Genomic DNA, 15,935 nt, shown 5'->3' with positions numbered 1-15,935 from the left:
TGAGCTGCCCGAGAAGATCGTGCTGCGCCCGCTGCCGGGGCTGCCCGTGGTGCGCGACCTGATCGTCGACATGACGCAGTTCTTCAACCAGTACCACTCGATCAAGCCGTACCTGATCAACGACGAGCCGCCGCCCGAGAAGGAGCGTTTGCAGTCGCCGGAAGAGCGTGAAGAGCTCGACGGTCTGTACGAGTGCATTCTGTGTGCGAGCTGCTCGACGTCATGCCCGTCGTTCTGGTGGAACCCGGACAAGTTCGTCGGCCCGGCCGGTCTGCTGCAGGCTTACCGCTTCATCGCGGACAGCCGTGATCAGGCCACCAGCGAGCGTCTGGACAACCTGGAAGATCCGTACCGTCTGTTCCGCTGCCACACCATCATGAATTGCGTCGATGTCTGCCCGAAGGGTCTGAACCCGACCAAGGCCATCGGCAAGATCAAGGAACTGATGGTGCGTCGCGCGGTGTAAGCCGCGAGTCAGCGCACTTTGGCATTGTGTGTCGCCGGAGCGGTTTTTCCGGCGACACATTCTTCAGAAGCATGATTGCTGTGAATACTCCAACGTTCTCCCACCAGTCCGATCCGCACAAGCGCGCGCGTCTGCGCTGGCGTGCCCGGCGTGGCCTGCTGGAGAACGACATCATCGTCGAGCGCTTCTTCAACCGCTACGAGACGGAATTGTCGGATGACGACGTTGCCGCCCTCACGCAATTGTTCGAGCTACCCGACAACGACCTGATGGATCTCCTGCTTGCACGCAAGGAGCCGGAGGGCGAACTCGACGTGCCGCATATCCAGCGCGTCCTGACCTTGCTGCGCTCGGTCTGAGCCGGCGCGCGAGAGGTTGCCGCAAGACGAATCGGTTCAGCCGCCCCCCGGCCTGCGCCCCTCGATCCGTCTGGCGGGAGTCTCCCGACTTCATTTTTATAAACAGCAGAGAAGGAAACCGACATGACGCCGTCCGAAGTGAAAGCCACCCTATCATTTTCCGATGGCTCGCCCAGCGTAGAGCTGCCGATCTACAAGGGCACGGTTGGCCCGGACGTGATCGACATCCGCAAGCTGTACGGCCAGACGGGCAAGTTCACGTACGACCCCGGCTTCATGTCGACCGCGTCGTGCAATTCCAAGATCACCTACATCGATGGCGACAAGGGTGAGCTGCTGTACCGCGGCTACGCCATCGACGATCTGGCCAGCAAGTGCGATTTCATGGAAATCTGCTACCTGCTGCTGAAGGGCGAATTGCCCAACGCCAAGCAGAAGGCCGAGTTCGACAATGTCGTGACGAACCACACGATGGTGCACGAGCAGATGCAGTTCTTCCTGCGTGGCTTCCGTCGCGATGCGCACCCGATGGCCGTGCTGACGGGCCTGGTTGGCGCGATGAGCGCGTTCTACCCGGACGCCGCCAACATCAACGACCCGCGTGAGCGCGAAATCTCGCAGATCCGCCTGATCGCCAAGCTGCCGACGCTGGTGGCGATGGCCTATAAGTACAACATCGGGCAGCCGAGCATCTATCCGCAGAACGACCTGTCGTACACCGGCAACTTCATGCGCATGATGTTTGCCACCCCTTGCGAAGACTACAAGGTGAACCCGGTGCTGGAGCGTGCTCTGGACCGCATCTTCATCCTGCACGCAGACCACGAGCAGAACGCTTCGACTTCGACGGTGCGTCTGGCCGGTTCGTCGGGCACGAATCCGATCGCTGCCATCGCTGCCGGTATCGCCTGCCTGTGGGGCCCGGCGCACGGTGGTGCGAACGAAGCCGCACTGAATATGCTGGAAGAGATTGGTTCGGTGGACAAGGTTCCCGAGTTCATCAAGCAGGTCAAGGACAAGAACAGCGGTGTGCGCCTGATGGGCTTTGGCCACCGCGTGTACAAGAACTACGACCCGCGCGCCAAGCTGATGCGCGAAACCTGCCATGAAGTGCTGAACGAACTGGGCCTGCACAACGACCCGCTGTTCAAGCTCGCCATGGAGCTGGAAAAGATCGCGCTGGAAGACGAGTACTTCGTCAGCCGCAAGCTGTACCCGAACGTCGACTTCTACTCGGGTATCGTGCAGCGCGCGCTGGGCATCCCGTCGTCGATGTTCACGTGCATCTTCGCGCTGGCCCGCTCGGTGGGCTGGATTGCGCAGTGGGAAGAGATGATCACCGATCCGGAATACAAGATCGGCCGTCCGCGCCAGCTGTTCAACGGCGCCGCCACGCGCGAAGTGCCGCCGGTTGACAAGCGCTAAGCTGCAGCCAGGTAACACGCTGCACAGAAACCCCGCCTGGGCAACCGGCGGGGTTTTTTGTTGCCTCTTTGTTGTGGCAGATGCGCCCTCGCGAAATGGCGAAACCCCCTTTCGTCAGTCACGTCCGGTGCTCGATGTGCCGGGTGGCATAATCGATCACTCCCCACGAAACTGCTCGCGCAGCCGCCCCAAGTTCATATGGAGGGCGCGTTGTGCACGGATCGCATCATGGCCAAGACGCTCTACGACAAACTCTGGGACGATCACGTCGTTCATACCGAAGAGGACGGCACGACCGTGCTCTACATCGATCGCCAACTGCTGCACGAAGTAACGAGCCCGCAGGCGTTCGAGGGCCTGAAGATGGCGGAGCGTCCGGTTTGGCGCATCAGCGCCAATCTGGCCGTGTCCGACCACAACGTGCCGACCACCGACCGCTCGCACGGCATTGCCGATCCGGTGTCCAGGCTGCAGGTAGATACGCTCGATGCCAACTGCGACCGCTACGGCATCACGCAATTCAAAATGACCGACAAGCGTCAGGGCATCGTGCACGTGATCGGGCCGGAGCAGGGTGCGACGCTGCCGGGCATGACAGTGGTTTGCGGTGACTCGCACACCAGCACGCACGGTGCATTCGGCGCGCTGGCGCATGGCATCGGCACGTCTGAGGTCGAACACGTGCTGGCCACGCAGACGCTGCTTGCCAAGAAGAGCAAGAACATGCTCGTGAAGGTGGAAGGTACGCTGCCGCGTGGTTGCACAGCCAAGGACATCGTGCTCGCCATTATTGGCAAGATCGGTACGGCAGGCGGCACAGGCTACGCCATGGAATTCGGAGGCTCGGCCATCCGGGCGCTGTCGATGGAAGGCCGCATGACGGTGTGCAACATGGCGATCGAAGGCGGCGCACGCGCCGGTATGGTCGCCGTGGATGACGTCACGCTCGAATACATCAAGGGCCGTCCGTTCGCGCCGCAGGGTGTTGAGTGGGAGCAGGCCGTCGCTTACTGGCGCACGCTGCATTCGGATGAGGGTGCCCATTTCGACCACGTGGTCGAGCTGCGTGCCGAAGAGATCCGCCCGCAAGTGAGCTGGGGCACGTCGCCGGAAATGGTGGTCAGCATTGAAGACCGCGTGCCGGATCCCGACAAGGAAAAAGACCCGAACAAGCGCAACGCCATGGAGCGCGCGCTTGAATACATGGGCCTGCAGCCGAACGTTGCCATCAGTGATATCAACATTGACAAGGTCTTCATCGGCTCGTGCACCAACAGCCGCATCGAAGATATGCGCGCTGCGGCTTGGGTCGTGCAGAAGCTGGGCAAGCGCATTGCCTCCAACGTGAAGCTGGCGATGGTCGTGCCGGGCTCGGGGCTTGTGAAGGAGCAGGCCGAGCGTGAAGGGCTCGACAAGATCTTCAAGGCTGCGGGCTTTGAATGGCGCGAACCGGGTTGTTCGATGTGCCTGGCGATGAATGCTGACCGCCTTGACCCGGGCGAGCGCTGCGCGTCCACGTCCAACCGCAACTTCGAAGGCCGTCAGGGCGCGGGTGGCCGCACCCATTTGGTGAGCCCGGCAATGGCTGCCGCCGCGGCGCTGGAAGGCCACTTCGTCGACGTGCGCAAGCTCGCCTGAGCGGTAGGAAGGAGAACAACGATCATGGAACAATTCACCATCCACACCGGCCTCGTGGCCCCGCTCGACCGCGAGAACGTTGATACCGACGCCATCATCCCAAAGCAATTCCTCAAGTCGATCAAGCGCACGGGCTTCGGTCCGAACCTGTTCGACGAATGGCGCTACAAGGACGTGGGCGAGCCCGGTCAGGACAACAGCAAGCGTCCGCTGAACCCGGATTTCGTGCTGAACCAGCCGCGCTATAAAGGCGCATCGGTGCTGCTGGCGCGCAAGAACTTCGGTTGCGGAAGCTCGCGTGAGCACGCACCGTGGGCGCTTCAGCAGTACGGCTTCCGCGCGATCATCGCGCCGAGCTTTGCCGACATCTTCTTCAACAACTGCTTCAAGAACGGCCTGTTGCCGATCGTACTGACGGAGTCGCAAGTCGATCACCTGTTCAACGAGACGCAAGCCTTTGTCGGCTATCAGTTGACTGTCGACCTGGACAAGCAGGTTGTCGTCACGCCGAGTGGTACCGCATATCCGTTCGACATTACGGCGTTCCGCAAATACTGTCTGCTCAATGGCTTTGACGACATCGGCCTGACCCTGCGTTATGCCGATCAGATCAAAGCCTACGAAGCGCAGCGCCTGGCCAAAATGCCGTGGCTCGCACACAAGCTCGTCGGCTGAGCCCCGCTGTCTGATCCTCGAATCACAAGGAAAACGCATGACCAAGATTGCAGTGTTGCCGGGCGACGGCATTGGCAAGGAAATCGTGGCCGAGGCCGTCAAGGTGCTGAATGCGCTGGGCGAGTCATTCGAGATGGAATTCGCGCCCGTGGGTGGCGCTGGCTATGAAGCCAAGGGCCATCCGCTGCCGGAAGACACGCTCAAGCTTGCCAAGGAAGCCGACGCAATCCTGTTCGGCGCCGTGGGTGACTGGAAGTACGACACGCTGGCCCGCGAGCTGCGCCCGGAGCAGGCCATTCTCGGCCTGCGCAAGCATCTGCAACTGTTCGCCAACTTCCGTCCGGCGATCTGCTATCCGGAGCTGGCGGGGGCATCGAGCCTGAAGCCTGAAATCGTCGGTGGTCTCGACATCCTGATCGTGCGTGAACTGACCGGCGACATCTACTTCGGCCAGCCGCGCGGCGTGCGTGCCGCGCCGGACGGCCTGTTCGCCGGTGCGCGCGAGGGCTTTGACACCATGCGCTACGCCGAGCCGGAAATCCGCCGCATCGCGCACGTTGCCTTCCAGGCCGCGGCCAAGCGCGGCAAGAAGCTGTGCAGCGTCGACAAAGCCAACGTGCTCGAAACGTTCCAGTTCTGGAAGGACATCGTTACCGATGTGCACAAGGAATATCCGGAAGTCGAGCTGTCGCACATGTATGTCGACAATGCGGCCATGCAGCTCGTCAAGGCGCCGAGGAACTTCGACGTGATTGTCACCGGCAACATGTTCGGCGACATCCTCTCGGACGAGGCCGCTATGCTGACGGGCTCGATTGGCATGCTGCCCTCGGCGTCGCTTGATGCAAACAACAAGGGGCTGTACGAGCCGTCGCATGGTTCGGCACCGGACATCGCGGGCAAGGGCGTGGCCAACCCGTTGGCGACGATCCTGTCGGCGGCCATGATGCTGCGCTATTCGCTGGGCAAGGCTGAGCAGGCTGATCGCATCGAAAACGCCGTGAAGAAGGTGCTGGCCCAGGGCTACCGCACCGGCGACATCCTGACGCCGGGCTGCAAACAGGTCGGCACGGTGGAGATGGGCGAGGCGGTGTTGGCTGCGCTCTAAGCCGGACCATGCGTTGCGGTGCCATCACATACGGTGCCGCAGCGATGTTTTTTCGGCGGACGTATGTTGCAGCGCATTGTGCGTGCCGCCAAATCGTGTATATTTTTGCAGATGATCTCGACCGCGCTCCCCGTCTTCGTACTGGGCATTCTGGGCACCCTGGCACTCGCAGCCACGGGCACTGCCGCACGCGCGCGCGTTACGTCTGTCAAGATTGGCACGACCACCAAAATTATTACCAAAAAAACGATCTCGTAGATCGTCCGTCGTGTCCGCTCGCCTTCCCCGCACGGTCACGCCGGGCGGCCGAGGCGGGGAAAATCACTAAGGGTTCACATCATGAAGGTAGGTCTCGTCGGTTGGCGCGGCATGGTCGGCAGCGTGCTGATGCAGCGCATGCAGGAAGAAAAAGATTTCGACCTGATCGACACCGTGTTTTTCAGCACCAGCAACGCTGGCGGCAAGGCGCCCGCATTCGCCAAGACGGATGCGCCGCTGGCCGACGCCAACGACATCGAGGCACTCAAGGCCTGCGACACGATCATCACGTGTCAGGGCGGTGACTACACCACCGAAGTCTTCCCGAAGCTGCGCGCCGCCGGCTGGAACGGCTACTGGATCGACGCCGCTTCGACACTGCGTATGGAAAATGACGCCGTGATCGTGCTGGACCCGGTCAACCTGTCGCTCATCAAGAACGCGGTGGCGGCCGGCACCAAGAATTTCATCGGCGGCAATTGCACCAACTCCATCCTGCTGATGGGCGTGGGCGGCCTGTTCCGCGAAGGGCTGGTTGAATGGGTCAGTTCGATGACCTACCAGGCTGCTTCGGGCGGCGGCGCCAACCACATGCGCGAACTGCTCAAGGGCATGGGCGTGATCCATGGTGCGGTGGCTGATGAGCTGGCCAACCCGGCGTCCGCCATTCTGGACATCGACCGCAAGGTTGCCAAGACCATCCGCGAAGATGTGCCGACCGAATTCTTCCCGGCACCGCTGGCTGGTGGCCTGATCCCCTGGATCGACAAGCAGCTCGACAACGGCCAATCGAAGGAAGAGTGGAAGGGCCAAGCCGAGGTCAACAAGATTTTGGGCACGAAGCAGGATGCGGTGATCCCGGTCGACGGCCTGTGCGTGCGGATTGGCGCAATGCGCTGCCACAGCCTGGGCCTGACGCTCAAGCTCAAGCGCGACCTGCCGCTCGAAGAGATCGAGCAGATCATCCGCTCGGGCAACCCGTGGGTGAAGTGGGTGCCGAACGATCGCAGCATTACCGAGAAGGAACTGACCCCTGCGTCCATTACCGGTGGCCTGGAGATCGGTGTGGGCCGCGTGCGCAAGCTGAACATGGGGCCGGAGTACGTGAGCGCCTTCGTGATCGGCGATCAGCTTTTGTGGGGTGCTGCCGAGCCGCTGCGCCGTACGTTGCGCATCCTGCTGGGCAAGTGATTCGAACTTTGCTTTCGTTGTCGGGCCGGGCATTGGTGGCCGTCGTTGCGGCCTGACAACAGAAAGTGCGCTTTTTCCACCAACGCCGCGCGGCCTGCGCGGCGTTGTGCCATCTGGATGCCCACGGCTTGTAACGTTGGTACACAATAGCGGCCGGAACATTGTCCGCCCATTCGTGGGGTGGACGGGACGCGGGGAAAGGTTAGCGCCACATGGAAGCGCGCGCATTCCGGGGGGTACGTCGGGCGCTTCAGAATCTCGCCAATTGTGTCGTTTTCATAAAAATTGACGGCGGTTCTTATTCGGCACTTCACTTTTTGGGTGAACTTGCTGCGCTAACTTGTTGATGTTAAGTTCGTTTGCACATTAAAAGATAACGGAGTCGAAGGTGAGGGTGAGCCAATACCGCCGGAGAGAATCGTCCCATCGCAGTCCTCGCTGGTCGGCCGTCGCGTTTGCTGCGGCCAGCCTGCTGCTGATTCAGCCCGCGGCGCACGCGGCCGGTTTCGGCGCGCTGCACGTGCGTTCCAGCCTCGGCCAGCCGTTGCAGGCCGAAATCGATCTGACTGGCGTGACGCCCGAAGAGGCGCAAAACCTGGTCGCCAAGCTTGCTGCGCCGGATGCCTATTCGCGTGCCGGCTTGACCTATAACCCGATCGTTTCCTCGCTGCGCGCATCGCTGGAGCGCCAGTCGAATGGCAACTATGTCGTGCGCCTGCGTTCGACTCAGCCCGTCGCTGAGCCGTTTGTTGACGTTCTGGTTGACCTGAACTGGGCAAGCGGCCACGTTTCGCGCGCTTACACGTTCCTGCTGGACCCGGTTGGCTCCAGCAACTCCACACAGAATTTCGCGCCAACACCGGTGGTGCAGGCCACGGCGCCGGGCGCCGCTGAGCCGGCGTCAGCCGCTTCGGCTGCACAACCGCAAGCTGCGGCCCCGGCTGCTGCCGCGCCGGCACCGACGCGCCAGCCCCGCGCTGCTCGTCAGGCTGCACGTCCTCAGCAGGCCGCTCCTGCTGCCTCCGCCCCGGACGCCACGCCTGGTGGCTCGTACACCGTGCAGCGCGGCGATAGCCTCTACGACGTTGCGTCGACGGCTGCGCAAGGCCAGGATGCCGTGTCGCTCGACCAGATGCTGTTGGCGCTGTACCGCAACAATCCCAACGCTTTTATTGGCGGCAACATCAACCGGCTGCGTACCGGCTCGGTGCTGAAGGTGCCGTCGCAGGCTGAGGCGCAGAAGACGTCGGCACGCGAGGCGCGCCGCGAAGTGGTTGCGCAGACCTCCGGTTTTGCCGGCTACCGCAATCGCTTGGCAACCGCAGCGCAGGCCAATGCCGCCACCGATACCGACTCGGCCCGCCAGCAAAGCGGCAGCGTGTCGGCCCGCGTGCAGGATCAGGCTACGCCGGCTGCCAGCGGCCGCGATGAGCTGCGTCTGTCGAAGGCCGATCGCACCGGCAAGGCTGGCGCGGCACCGGTTCGCGATGAAGAGCTCGTCGCCAAGGAGCGCGCGCTCAAGGAGATGGAATCGCGTGTTGCACAGTTGGAGAAGAATCTCTCTGACATGCAGCGCCTGGTTGAACTGAAGAACGCCGAACTGGCCAAGGCAGCCAGCGCTGCCAAACCGGCTGCTGGTGCTGCACCGTCCACGGCCGCTCCCGCTGTGGCGGCGGCCAATGCGCCCGCACCGACGACTGCGGCGCCGTCTCCGGCCCCTGTTGCTGCTGCACCGGCGGAAACAGCCGCTGCTGCACCGGCTTCGTCCGCAACGGCTGCCGCGGCGGCTTCTGCACCGCAAGCCGCATCGGCGCCCGTGGCTGCGGCCTCGGCACCGCAAGCGGCTGCAAGCGCACCGGTGGGCGCTGCATCGGCTCCGGCCGCTGCGCCGAAGAAGGCGCCGGTGGTTGTGGTACCGCCGCCGGTCCAGGAGGAATCGTTCTTCTCGTCGCTGCTGGCTAACCCGATGGCCTTGGGTCTGGGCGGCCTGGTCGTTGCCCTGCTGGGTGGTCTGGTGGTGTATCGCCGTCGCCAGCAGAAGCCTGAGCAGGCACATGGCTTCCAGGACAGCCTGCTGTCGCAGGAAAGCACGGTGATGGCGGGTGCCAACTCGCTGTTCGGCGCGGCCGGCGGTCAGAGTGTTGACACTTCGCAGCACAGCGTGTTCGGTGCGGATTTCCGCATTGGTGGCGGCAACGAGAGCAATGAGGTTGACCCGATTGCCGAGGCCGATGTCTATATTGCCTACGGTCGTGATGTGCAGGCCGAAGAAATTCTGCGCGAGGCGCTGGAGCAACATCCGGAGCGCCAAGCCATTCGCCTGAAGTTGATGGAAATCTACGCCAATCGTCAGGACGCACATGGTTTCCAGACCATCGCTGAAGAGATGCTGGCGCAAGTCGGCGCTGCCTCGCCGGAATGGGCGGAGGCTGCCGCGATGGGCCGCAAGTTCGATCCGGCCAACCCGCTGTATCTGACGGTGCAGGGTGATGGACACCATCCGGGTGCCGAAGCGCATGCAGAACCGAGCCACGCTGGTGCCGCAGTTGCAGGCGCCGCTGCCCTGGCCGGTGTTGGTGCTGCGGTGGCCGCTGAAACCTTCAGCCCGACGGTGACCGGTCAAACCACCCGCCGCGGCGACGACTGGACCACGCTGTCGCCGGATATGGACCCGTCCGCCCCGTCGACCAAGGCACCGCAATTGGCAGATTTCGATCTGCCGCTGGAGTCGTTCCCGGCGCCGGCTGCAGGTGAGCCGATCACTGCGCCGGAAGTGGCATCGGACATCTTCAAGGTGCACGCCGAACCCCAGGCGGATCTGCCGCAGTTCAACGCGCACGCTGGCGAGGCTTACCAGCCCGTCGCCGCGCCGCCGCTGCATATGGATCTGTCGGATCTGTCGCTGGATCTGAATCCGACGCCGCCTTCCGCAGAAACGGCTGCCCCGGCAGCAGCAGCGGCCTCTGAGGAAGCCTTGCCGAGCTGGGCACAGCCGACCGACTTGTCTCAGGCCCCGATGCACTTCGAATCCGAGCCGCATCACGCTGAGCGCCACGGCGAGCACGCCGAAGTCGCCAACGACGAGCCGCAATCGGCCATCCGTCTGGATACCAACCTGCCGCACACGCTGTCCGGCGAGCACGGTGCCGACGGTGTGCGCGATCTGCAGATCAAGTTTGATCTGGCCAAGGCCTATATCGAGATTGGCGACAAGGAAGGCGCACGCGAGCTGCTGCAGGAAGTGCTGGACCTGGGCGATCCGTCGTTCCACGCCGAGGCGCAAGCCTTGATGCGCCAGATCGGCTGACGTACCGCGTTATACGCCATCGACAGCGCCGGCAGGGTGGTATCCTGCCGGCGTTTTTCTTTACGCATGAGGATTCACACGGCATGACGCGCATCGCGCTCGGCATCCAGTACGACGGTGCCGCGTTTTCGGGGTGGCAATCGCAGCCGCACGGCAACACCGTGCAAGACGCGCTGGAAGCAGCGCTGCGGCAGTTTGCCGGCGTGGCATTGCCGACCACGGTCGCTGGTCGCACCGATGCTGGCGTGCATGCGCTGGGACAGATCGTCCACCTTGACACCGATCTCGTGCGCGATCCGTTCTCGTGGGTACGTGGCACCAATGCTTTTCTACCGTCGACTGTGGCCGTGCGCTGGGCGCAGGCAATGCCAGAGGATTTCCACGCGCGTTTCTCCGCCCATCGCCGCACGTATTACTACGCGCTGACCTTCGGGCCGACGCGCGCGCCGCTGCTCGAAGGCAAAGCGGGTTATGTGACGCTGCCGCCCGACCAATCGCTTGACGTGGCAGCCATGCACGAGGCTGCTCAGGTGCTGGTGGGTGAGCACGATTTTTCTTCTTTCCGCGCGGCGGAATGCCAGGCTAAGTCGCCGGTCAAGACGATGTATTCGATGGAAGTGCGAGGCGAGGGCGAGTGGGTGTTCGTTCGCATTCGCGGCAGTGCCTTCCTGCATCACATGGTGCGCAACATCATGGGATGCCTGGTGGCGATTGGCCGAGGCCGCCAGCCGGCATCGTGGATGGCGGATGTGCTGGCTGCCCGTAGCCGCGTGGCCGCCGCGCCCACCTTCATGCCGGACGGGCTGTACTTGGCCGAGGTCGGCTATCCTGATGTCTTTCAATTGCCCGCATCCCCGGCATCGTCCAGTCTGTTTCGCGGCGTGTTTGCCGAGCACGCCGCGCTGTGAGCCGCTTATTTGCCATGTCGTTGCACCGTACCCGTATCAAGCTCTGTGGCCTGACCCAGCCGACCGACGTCGACCACGCCGTCGCGCTGGGCGCAGATGCCATCGGGCTGGTGTTCTACCCGCCCAGTCCCCGTTTTGTGACTGCCGAGCATGCCGCAGAACTGGCCCGCCGTGCCGGTCCATTCGTTACCATGACGGGCCTCTTCGTCAATGCCAGCGCGGATGATGTGGCGCGCGTGCTCGACCAAGTGCCGCTGACGCTGCTTCAGTTCCACGGCGATGAGCCGGCTGAGCTGTGCGCTGAGATCGCGGGGAAGGTGGGATTGCCCTGGCTGCGCGCCTTGCGTGTTCAGCCGGGGGCCGATTTGGTAGAATTCGCCGATCGGTTTGTCGCTGCCCAAGGCTTGCTGCTCGACGCGTTTGTTGAGGGCTATGGCGGTGGCGGCCACGTCTTCGACTGGACCCTGATTCCCCCGCAATGGCTCCCGCAATCGCCATCCTCGCCAACCACAAGCGCCGCTCCTCGGCTCGTTTTGAGTGGTGGGTTGAGCGCGCAAAACGTCGCTGGCGCGATTGAGCGCGTGCGGCCCTACGCTGTTGACGTAAGCAGCGGGATCGAGGCCGCACGGGGTGTGAAAGATCACGCCCGTATGACCGCATTCGTGCGTGCGGTCCGCGAGGCCGATGCAGCCCTGGGCGCATCGGTTCAGGCCTGAGCCGATCTGGCAGGTTTCTCGCGGAGCACGCCTTCCTGAATATCTCCGCTGATGGGTCTTCACCCTGACCTCGGCGGATGCCTCGAGAGATTGCCATGTACAACCTGCCCGACGCCCATGGCCACTTTGGCCCCTATGGCGGCACCTTCGTAGCGGAAACGCTGTCCCACGCGCTGGATGAATTGCGCGACGCCTATGCGCGCTACCAGCACGATCCCGAGTTCATCAAGGAATACGAGTACGAGCTGAAGCATTTCGTCGGCCGTCCGTCGCCCATCTATCACGCCCGCCGCCTGACCGAGCACTGCGGCGGCGCGCAGATATATCTCAAGCGCGAAGACCTGAACCACACCGGCGCGCACAAGGTGAACAACGTCATCGGCCAAGCGCTGCTGGCACGCCGCATGGGCAAGCCGCGCGTGATTGCTGAAACCGGCGCCGGCCAGCATGGCGTGGCCACTGCCACTATCGCTGCGCGCTACGGCATGGAATGTGTCGTCTACATGGGCAGCGAAGACGTGCGCCGCCAGGCGGCCAACGTCTACCGCATGAAGTTGCTGGGTGCGACCGTGGTGCCGGTGGAATCCGGTTCGCGCACGCTCAAAGACGCCCTCAACGAGGCGATGCGCGACTGGGTCACCAACGTGGCTGACACCTTCTACATCATCGGTACGGTGGCGGGGCCGCATCCGTATCCGATGATGGTGCGCGACTTCCAGGCCGTGATCGGCGAGGAATGCAAGGTGCAGATGCCCGAGATGGTTGGCCGCCAGCCGGATGCCGTGATCGCTTGCGTGGGCGGCGGCTCCAACGCTATGGGCATTTTCTATCCGTACATCGACCATGCGGACGTGAAGCTGATCGGTGTGGAAGCCGCGGGTGAGGGCATCGAGACGGGCCGCCACGCGGCATCGCTTACGGGCGGTTCGCCGGGCGTACTGCATGGCAACCGCACGTATTTGCTGCAGGATGAAGACGGCCAAATCATCGAGACGCATTCGATCTCGGCCGGTCTGGACTATCCGGGCGTCGGCCCAGAGCATGCCTGGCTGAAGGATGCCGGCCGCGCGGAATACGTCGGTATCACGGACAAGGAAGCGCTGCAGTCCTTCCATGACCTGTGCCGCATGGAGGGCATCATCCCCGCGCTGGAATCGAGCCACGCGCTGGCGTATGCCTGCAAGCTGGCGTCGACGCTGCCGAAGGACAAGATCCTGCTGGTGAACCTGTCGGGCCGCGGCGACAAGGACATGCACACCGTCGCCGAATTCTCCGGCATCAAAATCTAACGGCACTGCCACACGCATGACCGAGCGCGCCATTGACGGCATTTTCAACGAGGACTGCATTACCGGGGTCGGGCATCTGGCCGACGGCAGTGTGGACCTCGTCATCGCCGACCCGCCGTACGGGCTGGGCAAGGATTACGGCAACGACTCTGACAAGCTGTCGGGCGATGCCTACCTGGCCTGGTCTGAACGCTGGATCGATGCGGTGGTTCGCAAGCTGGCGCGCAACGGCTCCATGTACGTGTTCTGCACGTGGCAATACGCGCCGGAACTGTTCGTGATGCTCAAGCAGCGCCTGACGATGGTCAACGAGATCATCTGGGACCGCCGCGTGCCCAGCATGGGCGGCAGCACGCGCAAGTTCTCGTCGGTGCACGACAACATCGGCTTTTTTGCCGCATCGCGCGAGTACTACTTCGATGTCGACGCCGTGCGCATTCCGTACGACGCAGAGACCAAGAAGGCGCGCAGCCGCAAGCGTTTCGAGGGCAAGAAGTGGCTGGAAGTCGGCTACAACCCGAAGGACGTGTGGAGCGTGTCGCGCCTGCACCGGCAAGACCCGGAGCGCGCGGAGCACCCGACGCAGAAGCCGCTGGAGCTGGTGGAGCGCATGATTCTGGCGAGCTGCCCGCCGGGCGGCCTGGTGCTGGATCCGTTCCTGGGCAGCGGCACCACGGCTGCGGCGTGTGCGCGGCTTGGCCGCCGCTTCGCCGGCTTCGAGATCAACGCCGACTATTGCCGCGTGGCGCGCGAGCGGGTGGTTGCTGTGCATGCCGCTGCCGCCCACGCCCAACCGACTGAATCGCAGGCGCCTGAGACCATCAAGGTCGCCTGACACACTCATCCCTTTATGTCCCGCATCGCTCAAACTTTTTCGCAGTTGTCCGCACAGGGCCGCAAGGGCCTGATTCCGTTCATCACGGCGGGCGATCCGTATCCCGAGATGACCGTCGACCTGATGCACGCGCTGGTCAAAGGCGGTTCCAACGTCATTGAGCTGGGCGTGCCGTTCTCCGACCCGATGGCTGATGGCCCCGTTATTCAGCGTGCGTCCGAGCGCGCATTGGCCAACAAGGTTGGCCTGCGCACGGTGCTGGAGTATGTGCGTACCTTCCGCGCCACCGATTCGACGACGCCCGTGGTGCTGATGGGCTACGCCAATCCGATCGAGCGCATGGGCATTGAAGCCTTCGCCAAGGCCGCGTCCGAAGCGGGCGTGGACGGCGTGCTGGTGGTCGACTATCCGCCCGAAGAGTGCGAGGCCTTTGCCAAGACCATGCGCGCTGCCGGCATCGATCCGATCTTCCTGCTCGCGCCCACTTCCACCGAGGCGCGTATCGCGCAAATCGCCCGTGTGGCAAGCGGCTACATCTACTACGTGTCGCTCAAGGGCGTGACCGGTGCGGCAACCATCGACCTCGACGCCGTGGCGGCGCGCATCCCGCAAATCCGGCAGCACGCGCGGCTGCCAGTGGGTGTCGGTTTCGGCATCCGGGATGCGGCAACGGCACGTGCGATCAGCGGTGTGGCGGACGCAGTCGTTATCGGATCCCGCATTGTGCAATTGCTTGAAGAGGCACCTCGCGAACAAGCGGTACAATACTTGACTGATTTCATCGCAGAGATTCGCCAGGCGCTCGACGCCTGATCTCGGCGACACTGCATTCAAGGAGCACGCATGAGCTGGCTGGACAAACTGCTTCCGCCCAAGATCCAACAGACCGATCCGTCGCAACGCAAGGGCATCCCGGAAGGCCTGTGGGTCAAATGCCCGGCTTGCGAGTCGGTGCTGTACCGTACCGACGTCGAAGCCAATCTGCACGTCTGTCCGAAGTGCGATCACCACATGCGCATCGGCGCGCGTGCCCGTCTGGACGCACTGCTGGACGCTGAAGGTCGCTATGAGCTGGGCCAGGAGATCCTGCCGGTCGATGCGCTCAAGTTCAAGGACAGCAAAAAGTACCCTGATCGCATCAAGGCTGCCATGGATAACACGGGCGAGACCGACGCGATGGTCGTGCTAGGTGGCGCCATCCATGCGCTGCCCGTGGTGGTTGCCTGCTTCGAGTTCGAGTTCATGACCGGCTCGATGGGCTCGGTGGTGGGCGAGCGTTTCGCGCGCGGCGCGCAAATGGCACTGGAGCAGAAGGTGCCGTTTATCTGCGTGACGGCTTCGGGCGGTGCGCGCATGCAAGAAAGCCTGCTGTCACTGATGCAGATGGCCAAGACCACTGCGATGGTCCAGAAGCTGGCAGAGGCCAAGCTGCCGTTCATCAGCGTGCTGACTGATCCGACCACAGGCGGCGTGTCCGCCAGCTTTGCCTTCATGGGCGACGTGGTGATCGCTGAGCCCAAGGCAATGATCGGCTTTGCCGGCCCGCGCGTGATCGAGCAGACTGTGCGGGAAAAGCTGCCCGAAGGCTTCCAGCGCGCCGAGTTCCTGCTGCAAAAGGGCGCCATCGACATGATTGTCGACCGCCGCAACATGCGCCGAGAGATTGCCGAGCTTCTGGCGCTCTTGCAGAAGCAACCGGCCGACGCGCTGGCCTGATGCAGTACACCTGTTGAACCGAAGCGCGGGCGAGAGTCCGCGCT

General features: G+C 63.2%; 14 protein-coding genes. All 14 read left to right on the top strand.

Annotated elements, in window-relative coordinates:
• Positions 1-466 (top strand): succinate dehydrogenase iron-sulfur subunit (locus PSUB009319_RS18325; protein WP_148090234.1); only part of this gene is annotated, 466 nt, incomplete at its 5' end.
• A gap of 71 nt (positions 467-537) precedes the next feature.
• Positions 538-825 (top strand): succinate dehydrogenase assembly factor 2, encoded by a 288-nt coding sequence (locus PSUB009319_RS18320; RefSeq protein ID WP_124383625.1) that lies wholly within the window; start codon positions 538-540, stop codon positions 823-825.
• Positions 826-948: 123 nt separating this feature from the next.
• Positions 949-2,250 carry a citrate synthase gene (gene gltA, locus PSUB009319_RS18315; protein ID WP_124383624.1) on the top strand — a complete coding sequence of 434 codons (1,302 nt, stop codon included), beginning with the start codon at positions 949-951 and terminating at the stop codon, positions 2,248-2,250.
• Between the two features lie 228 nt (positions 2,251-2,478).
• On the top strand, positions 2,479-3,888 hold the full coding sequence (leuC, locus tag PSUB009319_RS18310; protein ID WP_124383623.1) for a 3-isopropylmalate dehydratase large subunit: 1,410 nt from the start codon (positions 2,479-2,481) through the stop codon (positions 3,886-3,888).
• Positions 3,889-3,912: 24 nt separating this feature from the next.
• Positions 3,913-4,563 carry a 3-isopropylmalate dehydratase small subunit gene (gene leuD / locus PSUB009319_RS18305; RefSeq protein ID WP_124383622.1) on the top strand — a complete coding sequence of 217 codons (651 nt, stop codon included), beginning with the start codon at positions 3,913-3,915 and terminating at the stop codon, positions 4,561-4,563.
• A gap of 37 nt (positions 4,564-4,600) precedes the next feature.
• On the top strand, positions 4,601-5,671 hold the full coding sequence (gene leuB / locus PSUB009319_RS18300) for a 3-isopropylmalate dehydrogenase (RefSeq protein ID WP_124383621.1): 1,071 nt from the start codon (positions 4,601-4,603) through the stop codon (positions 5,669-5,671).
• A 339-nt stretch (positions 5,672-6,010) separates the two neighbouring features.
• Positions 6,011-7,120, top strand: a complete 1,110-nt coding sequence (gene asd, locus PSUB009319_RS18290) for an aspartate-semialdehyde dehydrogenase (protein ID WP_124383619.1) — start codon at positions 6,011-6,013, stop codon at positions 7,118-7,120.
• Positions 7,121-7,508: 388 nt separating this feature from the next.
• Complete coding sequence (tapV, locus tag PSUB009319_RS18285; RefSeq protein WP_124383618.1) at positions 7,509-10,427, top strand: FimV/HubP family polar landmark-like protein TapV; 2,919 nt, start codon at positions 7,509-7,511, stop codon at positions 10,425-10,427.
• 83 nt (positions 10,428-10,510) lie between these two features.
• Positions 10,511-11,335, top strand: a complete 825-nt coding sequence (gene truA / locus PSUB009319_RS18280; protein WP_124383617.1) for a tRNA pseudouridine(38-40) synthase TruA — start codon at positions 10,511-10,513, stop codon at positions 11,333-11,335.
• 14 nt (positions 11,336-11,349) lie between these two features.
• Positions 11,350-12,051 (top strand): phosphoribosylanthranilate isomerase, encoded by a 702-nt coding sequence (locus PSUB009319_RS18275; protein ID WP_124383616.1) that lies wholly within the window; start codon positions 11,350-11,352, stop codon positions 12,049-12,051.
• A 95-nt stretch (positions 12,052-12,146) separates the two neighbouring features.
• Positions 12,147-13,340: a tryptophan synthase subunit beta gene (gene trpB, locus PSUB009319_RS18270; RefSeq protein WP_124383615.1), complete on the top strand. Its 1,194-nt coding sequence runs from the start codon at positions 12,147-12,149 to the stop codon at positions 13,338-13,340.
• Between the two features lie 16 nt (positions 13,341-13,356).
• Positions 13,357-14,175: a site-specific DNA-methyltransferase gene (locus tag PSUB009319_RS18265; protein WP_124383614.1), complete on the top strand. Its 819-nt coding sequence runs from the start codon at positions 13,357-13,359 to the stop codon at positions 14,173-14,175.
• Positions 14,176-14,190: 15 nt separating this feature from the next.
• Positions 14,191-14,988 carry a tryptophan synthase subunit alpha gene (trpA, locus tag PSUB009319_RS18260; RefSeq protein ID WP_124383613.1) on the top strand — a complete coding sequence of 266 codons (798 nt, stop codon included), beginning with the start codon at positions 14,191-14,193 and terminating at the stop codon, positions 14,986-14,988.
• 30 nt (positions 14,989-15,018) lie between these two features.
• Positions 15,019-15,891 (top strand): acetyl-CoA carboxylase, carboxyltransferase subunit beta, encoded by an 873-nt coding sequence (gene accD / locus PSUB009319_RS18255; RefSeq protein ID WP_124383612.1) that lies wholly within the window; start codon positions 15,019-15,021, stop codon positions 15,889-15,891.
• The last annotated feature ends 44 nt before the right edge of the window (positions 15,892-15,935 follow it).

Source organism: Ralstonia sp. SET104, assembly GCF_003851545.1.
In the GTDB taxonomy this organism is placed as follows: Bacteria; Pseudomonadota; Gammaproteobacteria; order Burkholderiales; family Burkholderiaceae; genus Ralstonia.
Note: the sequence above shows the minus strand (reverse complement) of the source record. Positions and strands in the feature narration are given on the sequence as shown.